Below are 17,651 nucleotides of genomic sequence, written 5' to 3'. Positions count from 1 at the left end.
TATCTCCGCCCCCTAATTCTGGTCCACAAGTGATACGTATTGTTTTCTTTGCCACTTTCGCTCGATTTCAACACCATTTTGCGGATGACGTTTTTTATCTCTCGGGTTTGAAGATGGTAACGGACGATTTCCTTTTTCACGTAATACGCGCAGTTTCACCATTGTTTGTTTATAAGCTGGTGTACACGTATAAATGTCTGTTGCTGTTCCTGTTAAAATATTGATTGCCTCTTCATTTACTGTCGCATGCATCGGCAAATATAACTCATTTCCAGTCACACGATCTGTAACAAGCGCTTGTACTTTGATTTTTCCAAATGGTGATGCTAACTCTACAAGACCACCATCTTTCACATTGCGTTCTTTAGCAAGTTCAGGTGAAATTTCAACAAATACTTCAGACACTTTAGATAAAATACCAGCCGACTTATTCGTCATATTCCCTTCATGGAAATGCTCTAGCATACGGCCATTATTTAATAGTAAATCATACTCATCTGGTGCTATAACTGGCGGAACCCATTCATCTAGTGATAAACGTGCTAGTTTGTCTGGGAAGTTAAATCCATCTACATATAATAATGGTGTATCACTACCATCATGGCTACCCCAACATAAACTATTCCAGCCTTCTAGACGGTCGTACGTCGCTTGAGAGTATAACGGTGCAAGCGATGCAATTTCGTCCATAATTTCACTTGGACTTCCATAATTCCAGTCTCCGCCCAGTGCACGAGCTACTTTTTGTAAAATCCACCAATCTGGTTTTGAATCACCAAGCGGTTTCAATACTTCGTATAATCTTTGAATACGGCGCTCTGTATTCGTAAACGTTCCTTCTTTTTCTAAGCTTGGTGCTGCTGGTAAAATAACATCGGCGAAACGAGCTGTTTTCGATAAGAACATATCTTGAACAACAAGGAAGTCTAAATTCGCTAAAATATGTTGTACATGGTTGGCATTTGAATCTACTAAAGCCATTTCTTCTCCCATAACATACATACCACGCAGTTTTCCTTCTTCGGCCGCAAGTAACATTGCGATATTATTTAATCCCGGTTCTTTCGGAATGGTAGTACCGTATGCTTTTTCAAATTTCGCACGATGTACATCATCTGAAACTGCTTGGTAACCCGGAAGCCAGTTCGGTAATGTCGCCATATCACAAGCACCTTGTACGTTATTATGCCCGCGTAACGGATACGCACCGGCACCAGGACGACGGTAGTTACCTGTAACGAGAAGTAAATTTGAAATTGCTGCTGACGTTGTACTTCCTCCTGTATTTTGAGTTACACCCATTCCCCAAAGTACACAAGTACCATCTGCTTCATATACCATACGAGCCATTTCTTTTAACTGATCTTTAGAAATCCCTGTAATTCCCTCAGTATAATCAAGCGTATATTTTTCTAGCATTTTGCTATATTCATCAAAATTCTTTACATTTTCAGCTATGAACTTTTTATCGTGCCAATCTTGATCGATAATGTATTTCGTTATCCCAGCAAGCCATACATAATCTGTCCCTTGACTCGGGTGAACAAATATATCAGCACGCTCCGCCATTTCATGTTTACGAAGGTCTGCGACAATTAGTTTTTGTTCATATAATTTATGAGCACGCTTCACTCTAGTTGCAAGTACAGGATGTCCTTCTGTTGGATTTGCCCCAACAATAATAACAAGACCTGCCTCAGCAATATCTTTCACTGTTCCAGCATCTCCGCCCATACCGACAGTTTTAAATAAACCGTCTGTTGCTGGAGATTGGCAATAACGGGAACAGTTATCTACATTATTTGTTCCATATATTTGACGAGCTAGTTTTTGCATAAGATAGTTTTCTTCATTTGTTACTTTCGAAGAAGAAATAAACCCAAACGCATCGCTACCATACTCTGATTTAATATGTTGCATATTAGATGCAACAACTTCAAGAGCCTCTTCCCATGAAGCCTCAACAAACATATCCCCTTGGCGAATTAACGGCTTTGTAATACGCTCTTCACTGTTCACAAAGTCCCATCCGAATTTTCCTTTTACACATGTGGAAATACCATTAACCGGTGCATCTGAAACAGGTTGCACTTTTAAAATTTGACGATCTTTCGTCCATACCTCAAATGAACAACCTACACCACAAAATGTACAAACTGTTTTTGTCTTATTAATTTTCGTCTTACGCATCGCGGACTCTACTTCTGAAACTGCTAAAATACTGCTATATCCAGGCTCTACATCTTTTACAAAATCAATCATTGGATTTAGCACATCTGGTTTTAAACCAGTCATAAATCCAGCTTCTCCTAGCATCGTTTTTTCCATTAATGCATTACAAGGACAAACTGTTACACATTGCCCACAGCTAACACAAGACGAGTCATTTATACTCACACCATTGTCCCAAATAACACGTGGACGGTCTAAACTCCAATCAATCGATAAAGTTTCATTTACTTGTAAATTTTGGCATACTTCTACACACTGCCCACAAGCAATACATTGATTTGGATCGTATCGATAGAATGGATGCGACGTATCCACTTCGCATGCACTTACTTTCGGTTCATATGGATATTTCTGTTCTTCAATCTCCATCATATGTACTGTATTATGGACTTTACAGTTACCATTATTGTTATCACATACTGTACAATACAATAAATGATTCTCTAATATTCGATCCATCGCTTCAGTTTGTGCTTCCTTTGCACGTTCCGATTGCCTCTCAATATGCATGCCATCTTCCAACTTCGTCGAACAGGCACGTAGTAAACTTCCATTCACTTCTACAATACATGTATCACAAGTTTGAATAGGATCTACCTCTGGTACATGACAAATTTGAGGATGTTCTAAATTACTTTCGTTAAACAATTGGAGTATCGTCTTTTCACCTGATACGAAAAATTCTTTACCATCAACGGTTACACGGACTGTCTGTTCTGTCATAGTTTCCCCTCTCCTTACAACTAACTGTACAACACAATTATGAATCCGTTTTCATAATTGTGTTGTACATATTTTTGAAGCGCCCTGTTGAAATACTTTCCTTTGGAAGTCGATTCTAGATGTTATAAGGTATAACTACGAAAGCTTGAAAATGTCGCTATTCTACAAATCTATTATATCGTACATATACAATAATAACCAAAATAATCTGCCATCTTCTTGTTAGTAGATGCTTTTGTTTTTTCGATGTTTTATGATAAATATGGAGAAAAATACATATAAAGGGGAATTTAATATGGGGCCTATTCAAGAAACATATACAATTGTACGTTATCAATCTGGTACATTTTCAAAACAAACCGATGAGGTTGTTACGGAATCTCCTATTACAATTAAATTAAATAGCGAAGAATACGTAACAATTGTATGCACTCCTAATTACATTGAAGATATGGTAACCGGTTTTTTAATTTCTGAAGGAATTATTTCTTCTTATAAAGATATTGAAGAATTATGGATCCAAAAAGAAAACGGAATTGTCCATGTAAAATCATCAAAAATTAATCCGCTCTATCAAACTTTATATAATAAACGGTACGTAACTTCTTGTTGCGGGAAAAGTAGACAAGGTTTTGTTTTCGTCAACGATGCAGCAAAAGCAAAAAAGTTACATGATATACATATAACTATTACTCCGGAAGAATGTTTTCACCTAATGACTTCCTTACAACAATCTTCAACTACATTTCGCCAAACGGGTGGTGTGCATAATACCGCTTTATGTGATCGAAATAACATTCTTTTATCAAGAATGGATATCGGAAGACATAATGCGCTAGATAAAATATACGGTCATTGTTTACGAAACAATATCTCTGTTCAAGGGAAAATCATTGCGTTTAGCGGACGCATCTCATCTGAAATTTTGTTGAAGGTTTCAAAAATAGGTTGCGAAATTGTTCTATCTAAATCAGCTCCAACTAAACTAGCTCTGCAACTCGCCCACGATTTAGGTATTACCGTAGTAGGATTTATTCGAAATGGATCTTGCAATATTTATACACATCCGGAACGAATCGATGGCTACAAAATAAACGATTGAATACGTAAAAGAAAGTGAAAATTTAATCAGTGGAGGGTTTTTCCCTCCTCACTGATTATTAGCCCAACCAATCGGGCTTTTACGGGCAATCCGACTCCTACGAATAGTTGGATAAAAATGACTCCTTTACAAAGCTGGAATTTTAGTTATAAAAATGTAACATATTAAAACCTTGAATAGTTAATAAAGTTAATATATAATTTCATTACATAAATAAAATGAAAACATAGTAGCATAATCTTTTCATTCTTTTACAAATTAAGAAAGAATAGTCACAGAATACATTTAACTAAACTTAATCTTACAAAGTTAATGAATTAAATTTGAATCAATCTAGGAGGTTACAACTATGGAAATTCGCTTATTAACAACAGAGGACGCAGAAATTTATTTGAAAGTTTGTATGGAAGGTTTAACGAAAAACCCTGAGGCTTTTAGCTCCTCTTATGAAGATGTTCTTAAACATGAAAACCCTGTCGCTGCTATGGCAAAGCGATTAAGCAATCCGGATAAGTATACTCTAGGTGTCTTCAAAGATAATGATTTAGTCGGTATTGCTACTCTAGAAACAAAGCCATTTATTAAGCAAGAGCATAAGGCAAAAATCGGCTCAGTTTTTGTTTCTCCAAAAGCGCGTGGCCTCGGTGCAGGACGAGCTTTAATTAAAGCGATTATTGAAAATGCCGATAAATTACATGTAGAACAGCTTATGCTTGATGTTGTCGCTGATAACACTGCTGCAAAAAAATTATATGAGTCCCTCGGCTTCCAAACTTACGGTGTGCAAGAACGGTCCTTAAAACATAATGGCCAATATTGGGACGAAGAGCATATGGTTTTATTCTTAAATAATTAACATTTTAATATAATTTTTCAAAAGCATCTTCTTATTAATTAAGATGCTTTTTTCATTACAACAATGTAATCTTCATGTCACCTTTATCGATCGTTCCAATCCTTTCCATTCGTTATACTAAAAATATAAAGTGAAACTTCACTCAGCGAGGAGGATCCGTCTCCCGCTAATTATTAAATGAACGTATAGCATGCAATTGATATGTAGAGGAGAATGTAACATGAAACAAAACAAACAAGCTATCTTTTTAATATTTGCTACAGCAATTGTAACTTCTGGACTGGCAATTCTACCCTGGTTTATTATATAGAACACATTAAAAAAGCTTATTGCTTCTTAAGAAGCAATAAGCTTTTTTTCTATTATAAAATCCCGAAAAATTTATTTACACAACTTATCATAATAAGCATAGATACCGCAACACACATTACAATCGCATTACGATCTTGCTTTTCTTTTTGTAAACGTTCTACTTTTTTACTCATGTGTACAATCCCCTTTATATTAAAAAAAGTGTGAGATAGGAAATTTTTCTTATCCGATGCGAGGTGAATACGAAAACCCTCTCTATCTCACATACACAATAGAATGGAATTGTCATTTTATAAATAAAATGACATGACGTTATGTCGCAACATAGGGTATTTGTGTCGCTACGTTTTCTATTATAAAAAATAGTTGTGCAAAACTAGTGCATTTTTTATGTCAATTGCCCTGATTGAAAAAATCAGCCATCCATTCAATCACATAAAAAGAGTTTTTTATTATTTTCATGTAAACTATACAAGTAGAATGAATAGTTTGGGGTGCACAAGATTATGGTGAAAATTTTATTAGTAGACGATGAAGAACGTATGTTACGATTGTTAGATCTGTTCTTAAGCCCTCGTGGCTATTTTTGTATGAAAGCTACTTCTGGCCTTGAAGCGCTAGAATTAATCGAACAAAAGGACTTCGATATTATTTTATTAGATGTTATGATGCCGAATATGGATGGGTGGGATACTTGCTATCAAATCCGTCAAATTTCCAACGTTCCAATTATTATGCTAACAGCTCGCAACCAAAATTATGATATGGTCAAAGGTCTGACTATGGGAGCAGATGACTACATTACAAAACCATTTGATGAGCATGTATTAGTCGCGCGAATCGAGGCTATATTACGCCGTACGAAGAAAGATGGCTTTGTTAGCTTCAATGGTATTGAGTGGGATAAAACGAAACATACTGTTACAGTTTATGGTGAAAGAATCTCACTAACTCCTATTGAATTCTCGTTACTTGGACTCTTTTTACAAAATACAAACCGTGCTTACAGCCGTGATGATTTAATTGAAAAAATTTGGGGCTATCAAACAGACATCGAATACAGAACTATCGATTCACATATTCGTAATATCCGTGATAAATTACGCAAAAAAGAATTTCCAGTTGAAGATTACTTAGAAACCGTCTATAAAGTCGGATATAAATGGAAAAGTGAATAATTACTTCGGTCAGTGGGGATTGATAAAACCCCACTGATTAAAGTTTCACTTTATATGAAATAAGGTATGGTGAGAAAATGAGCAAACTTTCCCTTAAAGTTGGGACATACTTTTTAATATTAGCTTTATGTATTGAGACAATTGCTTTCGTATCTTTTTATAAAAGTCTTTCAAAAATGCGGGTTGAAGAGGAAACCGTTGCTCTATTAGAGAAAGGCAATCGGTATCGTGACAAAATTGTAAACCGAGCAAAATGGAATGAACATTCTAAACAAACTCCAAACACCGAACGTCCTAAACGCCCTTGGTATCAAGAGTTCACTATCGAGCATGCAGCTGAAGAATTAATTGGATCAGAATTAATTGCTAATACCGATATCACTATCATTATAACTGACAATAACGGCAAAATCATTTCCACCTCAGAACCCGTAACGAAAGAAATGCAAAAACAACTTACTTGTAAAACGGAAACTATTCCTAAAAGCGGGTTGATTGTAGAAAAAAACTGGAAAAAATCGAAATTCATCTCAACAGTAAGCCCACTTGAAATAAATGGATTTCAAGGTAACTTACATATGTTATTAAAAACATCCTTCTTAGAAAATATGCTACTTAAACTCATGGATCAATTCATTATCGTGAGTATTTTAACACTTATTTTAACAACTATTTCTGTCTTTGTTTTTTCTCGTGTTATTACAGAACCGCTTATAAAAATGAAGCGGGCGACAGAAAAAATGTCGAAATTAAATAAGCCGATTCAATTAGGAATTAAACGAAATGATGAACTTGGAAGTTTAGCAAAAACGATTGAAGATTTATCTAGTGAACTTACGTATATGAAAAAAGAACGAAACGAATTTCTCGCTAGTGTAGCGCATGAATTACTAACTCCATTAACCTATATGAAAGGTTATGCAAAGGTAGCAAAAAGAGATTCTCTAACGAAAGAAGAACGTGAAGAATACTTACAAATCATTGAAGACGAAACGGATAGTGTAACTGATCTCGTACAAGATTTATTTATGCTCGTACAATTAGAGCAACATCAATTCGTTATTAAAAAACAAAAAATGCTCCTGAGGCCATTTTTAGAACGCATGGTTGAAAAAACAAAAACAACATTAACGAACAAACAAATGCAAATTCATGTATACTGTAAAAATGATTTAGAAGTTTGTATAGATGAAAGGCGTATGGAACAAGTGATGTTAAATTTATTGCATAATGCTTATCAACATTCGCTAGAAAACACTTCTATAACAATACGTGTACTAGTAGCCAGTGCGAATACTTTTACAATAAGTATACAAGATGAAGGTGAAGGTATTCCTGAAGAAGATATCCCACACATTTTCGATCGCTTTTATCGTGTCGATAAATCTAGAACACGAGCTACAGGTGGAAAAGGTATCGGACTGGCTGTTGCAAAAGAAATTGTAGAACTTCATAATGGTTCTATTGAAGTTAAAAGTGAAGTAGAAGTCGGAACAGAATTTATAATTGAATTACCATTTGAATAATATATGCGTGAAATCACCAGTAGTAGTCAACACTACTGGTGCTATTTTATTTATAAAACCAGCTCATATAAGCTAAGCTTTTGAAATTATTCTTATTTCAATATAAAATATAGGTATAACTGTCAAAGATTTGGAGGGTGATACAATTGGATATCCATGTATTAACAAAAGACGAAGCAGAAATTTACTTAGAACTTCGAGTAGAAGGATTAAAACAAAATCCGGAAGCTTTCAGCTCTTCTTATGAAGATATTATTAATAAAGAGTGTGCTATTGAATATAAAGCCCAAAAATTAGCACAAGATGAGAACTATACACTAGGTGCATTTAAAGATGGCACTTTAATCGGAGTTGCAACACTGGAAACGAAACCATATGTAAAACAAGAACATAAAGCAAAAATCGGTTCAGTATACGTGTCTCCAAAAGCACGCGGACTTGGAGCGGGAAAAGCACTTATTAAAGAATGTCTTGAGCTTGCTAAATCTTTAGAAGTAGAGCAAGTTATGCTTGATGTTGTTGTCGGAAACGATGGTGCAAAAAAACTTTATGAGTCATTAGGCTTTAAGACATTTGGTGTGCAAGAACGTTCATTAAAATATAACGGACAATATTGGGATGAAGAGCATATGGTTCTTTTCCTAGATGAAGAAAAATAATAAAAAAACATCCTCCATTTATGAGGATGTTTTTTACTTTCTTGTAAACCATGCTGTATATAATAATTGAATGGCCTCTTCAATTTCTTCCTCTAATAAAGTCGCAAATCCGAGCAATACTGTACTTTTGGGAGAAGTCCCTTCCTTATAATATATCGAAGCAGGATACACTTTAATACTCCTTTCAGCTGCAGCTTCCATTAATTCTTTCTCTTCCATCCCATTATGCACTTTTAATAAAATATGTAGGCCGGAATCTTCCCCTATTACTTCAATGCGATTAGAAAAATATTTTTCTAATACAGAAATAAGACGGTCTCTCTTCTTTCGGTACACAACACGCATTTTATGAATATGTTTTTCCCAATGCCCGTCATTTAAAAATTTCCTAATGATCTCTTGATCCATTCTTGAAACGCTTTGTGTGTAAAATAAATATTGCTCTTGATACTGCTTAATGAGGGATTTTGGTAACACCATATAACTCATCCGTAATGATGGCAATAGCGCTTTAGAGAGCGTCCCCATATAAATTACTTTCCCATCTCTATCTAACCCTTGCAGTGCCGGTATAGGTTTTCCCGAATAACGAAATTCACTATCGTAATCATCTTCAACAATATACCTACCTTCTTCTTTCTTCGCCCATTGTAAAAGCTGCATCCTTCTCGTGATAGGCATAATCATCCCATATGGAAACTGATGAGAAGGTGTAACAAACACAATATTAGCTGAACTATTTTCTAACTCTGAAATACAAATACCATCTTTATCTAAAGATAACATTTGGACATTTTGTTCCCCTTGCTCAAAAACAACCATTTTCCGGTGGTAGCCTGGATTTTCAACTGCATAACCACTTCCTTTTAACAATTGAAATAACAACTTCACTAATATTTGCGTACCAGCTCCGATTACAATTTGACTAGCCGAACATCGCACACCTCTAGATTCATACAAATAGCTCGCGATTGCTTCTCGTAAACTTACCTCCCCTTGCGGATGTCCAATAAAAAGTAAATCTTTATTTTCAAATTGCCATACCTCGTTCGTAATTTTTCGATATACATGAAACGGAAAAGTACTAGTATCCACACCCGTTTGAGTGAAGTCAAATTTATACACCTGCTCTTGAAAAGGTACTTCCTCTATTACCTCTTCGCTACCTTCCGCATGAATCATTTGCTCGATTTCACATACAAAATAACCTTTTCTAGAAATCGACTCAATATATCCTTCGGCAAGAAGTTGCTCATAAGCCGCCTCTACTGTATTTTTACTTACTTGTAAATATGTTGCTAGCTTCCTCTTAGCCGGTAATTTCGTAAAAGATAGAATCGTTCCATCTTTAATTTCTTTTTTTATATACTCATACAACTGCACATACAATGCCTTCTTACTATTCATATTTAAATTAGGCGTTAATTCTAACATAATATCTGACCCCTTAATAAAACTAAAATCTGATACTTTTTACAGTACCAGATTTTATATATAATTCCTTTTATCATGTCACACATAAAAAATCAAATACTAAAGAGGAGATGCATGATCATGAACAAAAGTAGACGTATCGGACTCATTATGATTATTACAGGAGCCACATTATGGGGATTATCTGGACCGATGATTCAATGGCTATTTCAACATACGAACGTATCATCAATTGATTTTTTAACAATTCGCTTGTTGCTTGCAGGAGTATTTATTTTGTCTTTCTTACTAATAAAGAAACAAAACATATTTCAAATTTGGAGACACCCTAGACATTCTATACAGCTTATTATTTTCTCTATTCTTGGCATGCTTGGTGCGCAGTACGCTTTTATCGAAACAGTTCATATTAGTAATGCCGTAACGGCAACGCTATTTCAATTTCTAGGCCCTGTTCTTATTACCATTTACGTTGCGTTTGAGCAAAAGAAATTCCCTGCTTCTATGCAAATACTCGCAATTATAACTGCTCTAACAGGGACATACTTTATTATTACAAACGGATCAATTGAAAATATTGTTTTATCTAAAGCAGCTATTACTTTCGGTCTATTAACAGCGATTGGTTTTGCGTTTTATACCCTTCATCCGGCTTCCCTTATTAAAGAATGCGGAACAACTATAGTAATTGGCTGGGGGATGTTAATTGGAGGGATTGCACTGCTTATTTGTAATCGTTCTTTTGGGTGGAATCAGATTTCGCAAACTTTCACACTTCAAACTTTTTCTATGCTTATTCTTATCATTATAAGTGGCACTCTTTCTTTCCTTCTTTATATCGGGAGTCTTAAATATTTAGCAGCAACAGAAACAAGTATTTTATCTAGCATTGAACCACTTGTAGCTGCCATCGTTTCAATCACCTGGCTTAATGAATCTTTTGGAGCATATCAATTATTAGGCGGAGTATGTATCGTTCTTTCTGTTATTTTCTTAACAATGCCTCAAAAAGAGAGAGAACCAACCTTTTCAACTGAGCAAATATAAAGTGAAACTTTAATCAGTGGAGGGTTTTTTCATCCCCACTGATTATTAGCCCGCACCAATCGGGCGTTTACGGGCAGTTAATGCGGGATAGAAAATGTCAAAAAAGGTCGTACAAAACTTACGACCTCTTTTTATGATTTAAAGGAATTGTCTCGTCTTCTAGCAAATACAATTACACTAACAATAAAATTTAGGAGTGTGGCACCATGAAAAAAATCGGAACTATGCTACTTTTCTCCTTCCTCATTACTGGCTGCGCGCAATCGCAACCCGATTCAACAGCACCTAAAAAAGAAGTAATAGAAACGTCATCCTCTCAAATTAACGCACCTTCCTTTTTTCACCTTAGTGTCTTAAAAGATGTAAATTGGGAAGAAGCACCATCATTCGTAGAAGGAAAAATACCATTAAAAGGCATTGAAAGAAAAATTGCAATGGCTGATAGCTCTATTATCGCAAATGAGCAAAATGAAATAATGTGGTTCTTCCTGGATCCTGAAATGCCAACTGGAAAACTATCTATTATCGCGTTAAAACAAGGAACTACAACTCCAACACCAGTACTCTTTCAAAAAGAAACCTCCAAACAAACTTGGACTACTTCAAATACAGTCGATACAACCGTAAAGGAACTCCCTCTCGTAATGTCACTACCTTCATCTGGATTATGGGTATTAAACATATATGTGAATGAAAGATATTATGATCAATTTGTAATCAATGCCGAATAAAGTGACAAAACTGAAACACTTCCTTACAACAATGTAATTTCTACGTCACGTACTTCGATAGGTGGATTATCTCTCTTCTCTTATACTTAAAGTAAGAAATGACGCGAGGAGAGATGAGAGATGAAAAAAATGATAGAAGTGATCGTAGCAGTAACTAAGGTTTTAATAAATGGTAAACAAGTTGCAATGGAATTAAATAAAGTGAAACTTTATTCAGTGGGGGTTTTCCCCATCCCCCGCTGAATATTAGTTGAACCAATCGGGCTTTTACGGGCAGTGGATCTCCCAACTAACTTCCTTGCATCCACTGAATTTCGAGTTGGGAGTCTTACTGCCCCTTAATGCGGGATAAATAATGAACGGGGCTTGAATAAATTTACACTTCTTCATTGTTTTGATTTCTTATCTCAAAAAAAGCAGTGCCTTTTTAAGGCACTGCTTTTGACTATTTATAACTTGGCATTTTCGTAATTTGTGCCACCCCTGAATCAATGGCTGCTTTCGCTACTACTTCTGCAACACTTGGAACAACTCTTTTATCTAATGGATTTGGAATTACATAATTCGCATTACGCTCTTCGTCCGTAATTATGTTAGCGATCCCATATGCTGCCGCTAATTTCATCTCTTCTGTAATATCAGTCGCGCGCACGTCTAATGCACCACGGAATATACCAGGGAACGCTAATACATTATTTACTTGATTTGAATAATCAGAACGACCAGTTCCAACTACAGCAGCTCCAGCTTCTAATGCATCTTCTGGGAATATTTCTGGGATTGGATTCGCCATTGCAAACACAATTTGTTTCTCGTTCATCGTCTGTATAAGTTCTTTCGTTAATACGTTTGGAGCAGATACACCGATGAAAATATCAGCTTGATGAATTGCTTCTTTTAATGTTCCACGTACGTATTCTCGATTTGTCTTCTTTGAAACTTCGATTTGCGCTTCGTTCATCCATGTTTCACCTTCACAAACAATACCTTCTAAACTAACTAACGTAATGTGTTTTGCGCCAGCTTTTAATAATAATTTTCCAATTGCAATTCCTGCCGAGCCCGCACCGTTAATAACAATTTTCACATCATTCATTTGTTTACTTACAACTTTTAGTGCATTAATAACAGCTGCTAAAACGACAATAGCCGTCCCATGCTGATCATCATGAAATACAGGAATATTCGTTTCTTCTTTTAATCGTCTTTCAATTTCAAAACAGCGTGGTGCTGCAATATCCTCTAAATTAATTCCTGCAAATGTAGGCTCTAAATTTTTAACAAGGGTAACGATTTCATCCACATCAGTCGTCCCTAAACATAACGGGAAAGCATCTACATTCGCAAATGTCTTAAATAAAATACTTTTCCCTTCCATAACAGGCATAGCCGCTTTTGGCCCAATATTCCCTAAACCAAGTACTGCTGTTCCATCTGAAACAACTGCAACCATATTCCCTCTTGCTGTATAGTCATACGCTGTTTCTTCATCTGCCGCAATTGCTTTGCAAGACTCCGCTACACCTGGTGTATAAGTCAGGCTTAAATCATCCGCTGTATTTACTTCTACCTTACTTGTAATCTCAATTTTCCCTACTAACTCTTTATGCAATAACAATGATCTTTCATTAATTTGATTTTCTAACATACTTATAATCTCCCCTTAATTTGACAAGCTAGCTATATGAATATAGCTAGCTTGTTTGATCATGAAAACATTGTTAATAAGATTGTCGCTGTTACAACCATTGCTGCCCCGCCTAAACGCGTCGAAATTTGCGCAAATGGCATTAATTCCATACGATTTGAAGCTGATAAAATAGCAACATCTCCAGTTCCACCTAAACCGCTATGACATCCAGTTACAATCGCTGATTCAACTGGATACATTTTCATCACTTTCCCTACAAGAAAACCTGACGCTACCATTGTAAGAACAACCGATGCGCACACAACAACATATCCTACAGAAAGAACTGCTGCTACGTCTTTTAACGGAATATATAGCAATCCTAATCCGACCATTAATGGCCAAGTTAAATTCTTTGAAATAAATTTATATAAATGGAATGCTCCTTGTTCCATTTTTGCTGGCATTAATTTAAAGTATTTCACAAGTGCCGCTGAGAAAATCATAATGATTGCTCCTGGAATACCGATGAACTTAGAAGCAAATCCTCCAAAGATGAAGAACGTACACGCAATTAATAGACCTGCTCCCATTAATGAGAAGTCAATTGGCTTCTCTGTATTTTGTTCTTTTAATAACTCTGCTTGATTATCTGTTTTCACTAATACACCGTTACCACTAAGCTCAGGTCTCTTCTCACCTAAACGCTTCATATACCCTGCACTCACGATTGCAAACATATTCCCAATAATAGCTGCCGGAATAAGCTGTGATACAAACGTTGCTGATGATTCGTTTAAAATATCGCTGTAAGCTAGTGACAATGGTAAAATCCCTTCTCCAATACCACCACTCACAATAGGTACAATGATAAAGAAGAATGTCTGCTTCATTTCAAATCCAAATAGTGAGCCGACTAATAAGCCTACTGCTACAGAAGCTAACGTTCCTACTACTAAAGGAATAAACATGCGAACGAAACCTTGTACTAACACTTTCCGGTTCATTCCTAAAATACTTCCAACTACTAAACAAGAAATATATAAATATAAAAAGTTCGATTTTTTCATTAACATAGTGGCAGCTTCCATTGAAGCTGGATTCATCCAGTTAAAAAATACAAGTAACGATGGAATAAATAATGAGAGAATTGCTGGACCACCGATATTTTTTAAAATTGGAATTCTCATCCCAATGTCACCTAAGAAAATACCCATGATCATAATAACTGCAAAACCACCAATCATATCTGCTGGTAATTTATTATATACAGATGCTCCATAAATAATAGCAGCCAATACTACATATAACGGTAAAGGTATAACACCGATTTTAACGTTCATAATTTTAGAAGCGAAAGATTCACTTTTCAATTCATTGCCTTCAGAAAATGATACCGCTTCCACATTCTTTTGAATTCCCATATGGCACCCCCTTGTTTTCTTAATAACAATATTAAAACGCTTTCAATAGTAAAAATAGTTTTTGTAAGTTTTGTAATTGGTTTTGTAATTAAAAAAAGTATAAGCGACTTATAATAAGTCGCTTATACGTAAAAACTTATTTTATTTTGGTCAATACATCTTAATTTACTCACAGGTCTTCCTACATGTTGATACACCATTTCATTCTCTAATACTCCAATTTCAGTCAAAAACATTACATACTTTCGAATAGAAACTCTTGAGACCCCTACTAATTGCGCCATCTCATCTGTTGTGAACGCTTGTCCATGAAGCGATTCGATTTTCTGCCAAATTAGTTGCAATGTTTGCTTTGTTAACCCTTTTGGAAGCTCTTTAGTAACAAGAGCCTCTCTTTTGTCTTTTTGTAAAATTAGTGAATCTAGTTCCGATTGACTAATTTTTTGTTGTTCTTTCATGAAAGTAAATTTTTCTCGATACACCGTTAATGCTTCCTTAAAGCGTTCAAATGTAAATGGTTTAATTAGATAGTCTACAACTCCATATTGTAATGCTTTTTTAATACTTCCCATATCATGTACAGCTGAAATCATCATAATATCAATTTCTTTTTCTTGATTTCGAATATACATTAAAAGCTCAAATCCAGTCTCCTCAGGCATAAAAATATCAAGTAATATGAAGTCTACTCGTGACTTCTCTAACACTTCTATCGCTTCTTTAACTGAGTTAACTGCATGGACAAGTTCAAACCCTCCCACTTGCTCTAAATAATGCGTATTTAACATCGCAACCATCGGATCATCTTCTACAATCAAAACTTTGATCATTTTATCTCTCATCCCTACTTTTAGGTATTTCAATCGTTATTGTTGTTCCCGTTCCTAACAATGACTGCACATAAATTTCCCCATTTATTCGCTGTATACTTTCTTTTACAAGATACAAACCATAACCGCGATTATCCCCTTTTGTGGAATAACCTTTTGTAAATAATGCATCCACTGCGTCTTCTTCTATACCTTTCCCCGTATCTTGCACTGTAATAGTTAATGCATTCTGATATTGTATCCCAACTTCAACTTGTTTCTTTTTGCAATGTATCACTGCCTCTAATGCATTATCTATTAAGTTCCCTACAATCGTAATAAGTTCATGAGTAATACTTTCATCATATATTTCCGGCAAGTAAGAATCTTCACTTATAATTAACTTTATATTTTTCTCCCTAGCATAACTAAGTTTACCTAGTAAAAATCCAGCAAATACTGGACTTTTTATTCTTTTCATAACCCCACCAATTTCATATTGATGCTCTGATACCATGCCGCTTATATACTTTTGTAATTCTTCATATTGTTTCATATGTGTAAGCCCTAATACGACATGCATCTTATTCATAAACTCATGAGATTGTGCCCGTAATGCTTCCGCATATAGCCTAATACCAGTTAGTTCCTCGGCTAATTTTCTAATCTCTGTTTTATCACGAAATGTTGCAATTGCGCCAACTATTTCTCCTTTTACATATAAAGGAACACGATTCGTCACAATCGTAATTCCATAAATATTTTGTTCTTCGTTTAATTGTACCTCTCCCGTTTGCAACACTTCTTTTATACGCGAATTTGGCATATACAACTCAACATCTTTACCAATAAAATCTTCTTCCAGTCCACTTTTTTTAAATAGCCGTTTCGCTTCATTATTAATTAATGTTACTCTCGCCTCTTTATCTACAGCAATAATGCCTTCTTTTACAGATTGTAACATTGTATTTCTTTCTTCAAGAATTTTCGCTATCCTGTGCGGCTCAAGACCGAATAAACTTTTCTTTATATGCCTAGCTAGCAATATTGCTCCTATAAGTCCGACTAATACTCCAACTCCGACACCGATATAAATAATATGTCTACTTTCCTTAACTCTCTCTTTTACATTATCTGCCGAGATACCAACGGCCACCGCGCCAAGTTGTTCACCTGTTTCAGAAAATATAGGTACAAACACTCGCATTGAAATACCTAAAGTTCCTTCTGCTAGCGATACATGTTCCTTTCCTTTCAATGCAGGCCCTTCATCTCCCCCAATAAAATGATGACCTATTTTTTGAGGATCTGGATGTGATTTTCTTATTCCATTCATGTCCATAACTACAATAAATTGAACACCTGTGTTTTTTAATATTCTATTTGTATACGTTTGAATTGCAGAAGTATCTGCTTTCCCAATCAAACCATCGATTACAATCGAATCATTCGCCACAATATGTGCAATTGTTTTCGCTTTCTCTGCCTGGCTATCCTCCGTTGTCCGCTCTACATTATGACTAATTAATATATCTGTAACAAGTAAAGAAAAAATTACAACTGTACAAACTAACAATGTAATCGTTTTCCATAAATTCCATAGTCTTTTTCTTTTTTTCATCCCGTTAATGACTCCCCTAATTACTGAATATAAAAATAAGTAAGGTGATATTATTTTCACCTTACTTATTTGCTGTTATTATACTTTAAATTTACTAGTCATTGCTTGTAGTTCTTCTGTAGCCTTTGCAATTTCATCAATAGCATTCGTTACTTCATTTTCATCGCAGCTAAACCTTTCATTGTTTCTGCTGCTCGATTAATTTCGGAAACAAAATATAATAATAACACGTATTTTTTTTTGCTGATTATGCATTTTTACATATGTAATTATTCTTAAAAGTTTAAATTACAAAATAAGAGAACTTCCATACATAGAAGTTCTCTTTCTTCTTATCAATTTTTCTTCTTTAAAACACTTCTCACAA

15 protein-coding genes are annotated in these 17,651 nt (G+C 35.2%); 8 read left to right on the top strand and 7 right to left on the bottom strand.

Going from position 1 to position 17,651, the window contains the following annotated elements:
- Positions 1–12: 12 nt before the first annotated feature.
- Positions 13–2,955: a formate dehydrogenase subunit alpha gene (fdhF, locus tag ABH959_RS20380; protein ID WP_404493100.1), complete on the bottom strand. Its 2,943-nt coding sequence runs from the start codon at positions 2,953–2,955 to the stop codon at positions 13–15.
- A gap of 295 nt (positions 2,956–3,250) precedes the next feature.
- Here fdhF and fdhD point away from each other — a divergent pair, with 295 nt between their 5' ends.
- Complete coding sequence (gene fdhD, locus ABH959_RS20375; RefSeq protein ID WP_033727980.1) at positions 3,251–4,057, top strand: formate dehydrogenase accessory sulfurtransferase FdhD; 807 nt, start codon at positions 3,251–3,253, stop codon at positions 4,055–4,057.
- Positions 4,058–4,406: 349 nt separating this feature from the next.
- The gene (locus ABH959_RS20370; RefSeq protein WP_000405886.1) at positions 4,407–4,913 is read left to right on the top strand and encodes a GNAT family N-acetyltransferase; all 507 of its coding nucleotides are present in this window, start codon (positions 4,407–4,409) and stop codon (positions 4,911–4,913) included.
- Positions 4,914–5,275: 362 nt separating this feature from the next.
- Here the strand turns inward: ABH959_RS20370 and ABH959_RS20365 are convergent, their stop codons facing one another.
- Positions 5,276–5,398: a hypothetical protein gene (locus tag ABH959_RS20365; protein ID WP_002029704.1), complete on the bottom strand. Its 123-nt coding sequence runs from the start codon at positions 5,396–5,398 to the stop codon at positions 5,276–5,278.
- Between the two features lie 333 nt (positions 5,399–5,731).
- On the opposite strand from ABH959_RS20365, the gene ABH959_RS20360 reads away from it, so the two are divergent.
- The 3 genes from ABH959_RS20360 (at position 5,732) to ABH959_RS20350 (ending at position 8,588) form a co-directional block, all read left to right on the top strand.
- The gene (locus tag ABH959_RS20360) at positions 5,732–6,403 is read left to right on the top strand and encodes a response regulator transcription factor (RefSeq protein ID WP_002010439.1); all 672 of its coding nucleotides are present in this window, start codon (positions 5,732–5,734) and stop codon (positions 6,401–6,403) included.
- 77 nt (positions 6,404–6,480) lie between these two features.
- Positions 6,481–7,929 (top strand): sensor histidine kinase, encoded by a 1,449-nt coding sequence (locus ABH959_RS20355; RefSeq protein ID WP_016093368.1) that lies wholly within the window; start codon positions 6,481–6,483, stop codon positions 7,927–7,929.
- 146 nt (positions 7,930–8,075) lie between these two features.
- Positions 8,076–8,588 (top strand): GNAT family N-acetyltransferase, encoded by a 513-nt coding sequence (locus ABH959_RS20350; RefSeq protein WP_002029700.1) that lies wholly within the window; start codon positions 8,076–8,078, stop codon positions 8,586–8,588.
- Between the two features lie 33 nt (positions 8,589–8,621).
- Here the strand turns inward: ABH959_RS20350 and pdxR are convergent, their stop codons facing one another.
- Positions 8,622–10,022 (bottom strand): MocR-like pyridoxine biosynthesis transcription factor PdxR, encoded by a 1,401-nt coding sequence (gene pdxR, locus ABH959_RS20345; protein ID WP_404493099.1) that lies wholly within the window; start codon positions 10,020–10,022, stop codon positions 8,622–8,624.
- Between the two features lie 120 nt (positions 10,023–10,142).
- Between pdxR and ABH959_RS20340 the strand changes: the two genes are divergently transcribed.
- The 3 genes from ABH959_RS20340 to ABH959_RS20330 all read left to right on the top strand — a co-directional run bounded on the left by ABH959_RS20340 (position 10,143) and on the right by ABH959_RS20330 (position 12,043).
- A complete protein-coding gene (locus ABH959_RS20340) occupies positions 10,143–11,069 on the top strand; it encodes a DMT family transporter (RefSeq protein WP_404493098.1) in 927 nt (308 codons plus the stop codon).
- A gap of 206 nt (positions 11,070–11,275) precedes the next feature.
- Positions 11,276–11,800 (top strand): DUF4871 domain-containing protein, encoded by a 525-nt coding sequence (locus ABH959_RS20335; RefSeq protein ID WP_002029695.1) that lies wholly within the window; start codon positions 11,276–11,278, stop codon positions 11,798–11,800.
- 120 nt (positions 11,801–11,920) lie between these two features.
- Complete coding sequence (locus ABH959_RS20330) at positions 11,921–12,043, top strand: hypothetical protein (RefSeq protein WP_404493097.1); 123 nt, start codon at positions 11,921–11,923, stop codon at positions 12,041–12,043.
- Positions 12,044–12,245: 202 nt separating this feature from the next.
- Here ABH959_RS20330 and ABH959_RS20325 read toward each other — a convergent pair whose 3' ends face one another.
- The 4 genes from ABH959_RS20325 to ABH959_RS20310 all read right to left on the bottom strand — a co-directional run bounded on the left by ABH959_RS20325 (position 12,246) and on the right by ABH959_RS20310 (position 17,284).
- Positions 12,246–13,448, bottom strand: a complete 1,203-nt coding sequence (locus ABH959_RS20325; protein ID WP_404493096.1) for an NAD(P)-dependent malic enzyme — start codon at positions 13,446–13,448, stop codon at positions 12,246–12,248.
- Between the two features lie 59 nt (positions 13,449–13,507).
- Positions 13,508–14,854: a 2-hydroxycarboxylate transporter family protein gene (locus ABH959_RS20320; RefSeq protein WP_404493095.1), complete on the bottom strand. Its 1,347-nt coding sequence runs from the start codon at positions 14,852–14,854 to the stop codon at positions 13,508–13,510.
- Positions 14,855–14,976: 122 nt separating this feature from the next.
- Positions 14,977–15,684 (bottom strand): response regulator, encoded by a 708-nt coding sequence (locus tag ABH959_RS20315; protein WP_404493094.1) that lies wholly within the window; start codon positions 15,682–15,684, stop codon positions 14,977–14,979.
- A 1-nt stretch (position 15,685) separates the two neighbouring features.
- Entirely contained in the window at positions 15,686–17,284 is a 1,599-nt protein-coding gene (locus tag ABH959_RS20310; RefSeq protein ID WP_404493093.1) for a sensor histidine kinase, read from the bottom strand.
- Positions 17,285–17,651: the final 367 nt, after the last annotated feature.

The organism is Bacillus sp. RC51 (assembly GCF_044908115.1).
Classification (GTDB): domain Bacteria; phylum Bacillota; class Bacilli; order Bacillales; family Bacillaceae_G; genus Bacillus_A; species Bacillus_A mycoides.
This window is presented reverse-complemented; position numbering and strand designations above follow the sequence as displayed.

Coding starts and splice junctions, on each gene's coding strand:
- ABH959_RS20370 (WP_000405886.1), top strand. CDS start 4,407: ATGGAAATTCGCTTATTAACAACAGAGGACGCAGAAATTTATTTGAAA.
- ABH959_RS20365 (WP_002029704.1), bottom strand. CDS start 5,398: ATGAGTAAAAAAGTAGAACGTTTACAAAAAGAAAAGCAAGATCGTAAT.
- ABH959_RS20355 (WP_016093368.1), top strand. CDS start 6,481: ATGAGCAAACTTTCCCTTAAAGTTGGGACATACTTTTTAATATTAGCT.
- ABH959_RS20320 (WP_404493095.1), bottom strand. CDS start 14,854: ATGGGAATTCAAAAGAATGTGGAAGCGGTATCATTTTCTGAAGGCAAT.
- ABH959_RS20340 (WP_404493098.1), top strand. CDS start 10,143: ATGAACAAAAGTAGACGTATCGGACTCATTATGATTATTACAGGAGCC.
- fdhD (WP_033727980.1), top strand. CDS start 3,251: ATGGGGCCTATTCAAGAAACATATACAATTGTACGTTATCAATCTGGT.
- ABH959_RS20310 (WP_404493093.1), bottom strand. CDS start 17,284: ATGAAAAAAAGAAAAAGACTATGGAATTTATGGAAAACGATTACATTG.
- ABH959_RS20360 (WP_002010439.1), top strand. CDS start 5,732: ATGGTGAAAATTTTATTAGTAGACGATGAAGAACGTATGTTACGATTG.
- pdxR (WP_404493099.1), bottom strand. CDS start 10,022: ATGTTAGAATTAACGCCTAATTTAAATATGAATAGTAAGAAGGCATTG.
- fdhF (WP_404493100.1), bottom strand. CDS start 2,955: ATGACAGAACAGACAGTCCGTGTAACCGTTGATGGTAAAGAATTTTTC.
- ABH959_RS20330 (WP_404493097.1), top strand. CDS start 11,921: ATGAAAAAAATGATAGAAGTGATCGTAGCAGTAACTAAGGTTTTAATA.
- ABH959_RS20315 (WP_404493094.1), bottom strand. CDS start 15,684: ATGATCAAAGTTTTGATTGTAGAAGATGATCCGATGGTTGCGATGTTA.
- ABH959_RS20335 (WP_002029695.1), top strand. CDS start 11,276: ATGAAAAAAATCGGAACTATGCTACTTTTCTCCTTCCTCATTACTGGC.
- ABH959_RS20325 (WP_404493096.1), bottom strand. CDS start 13,448: ATGTTAGAAAATCAAATTAATGAAAGATCATTGTTATTGCATAAAGAG.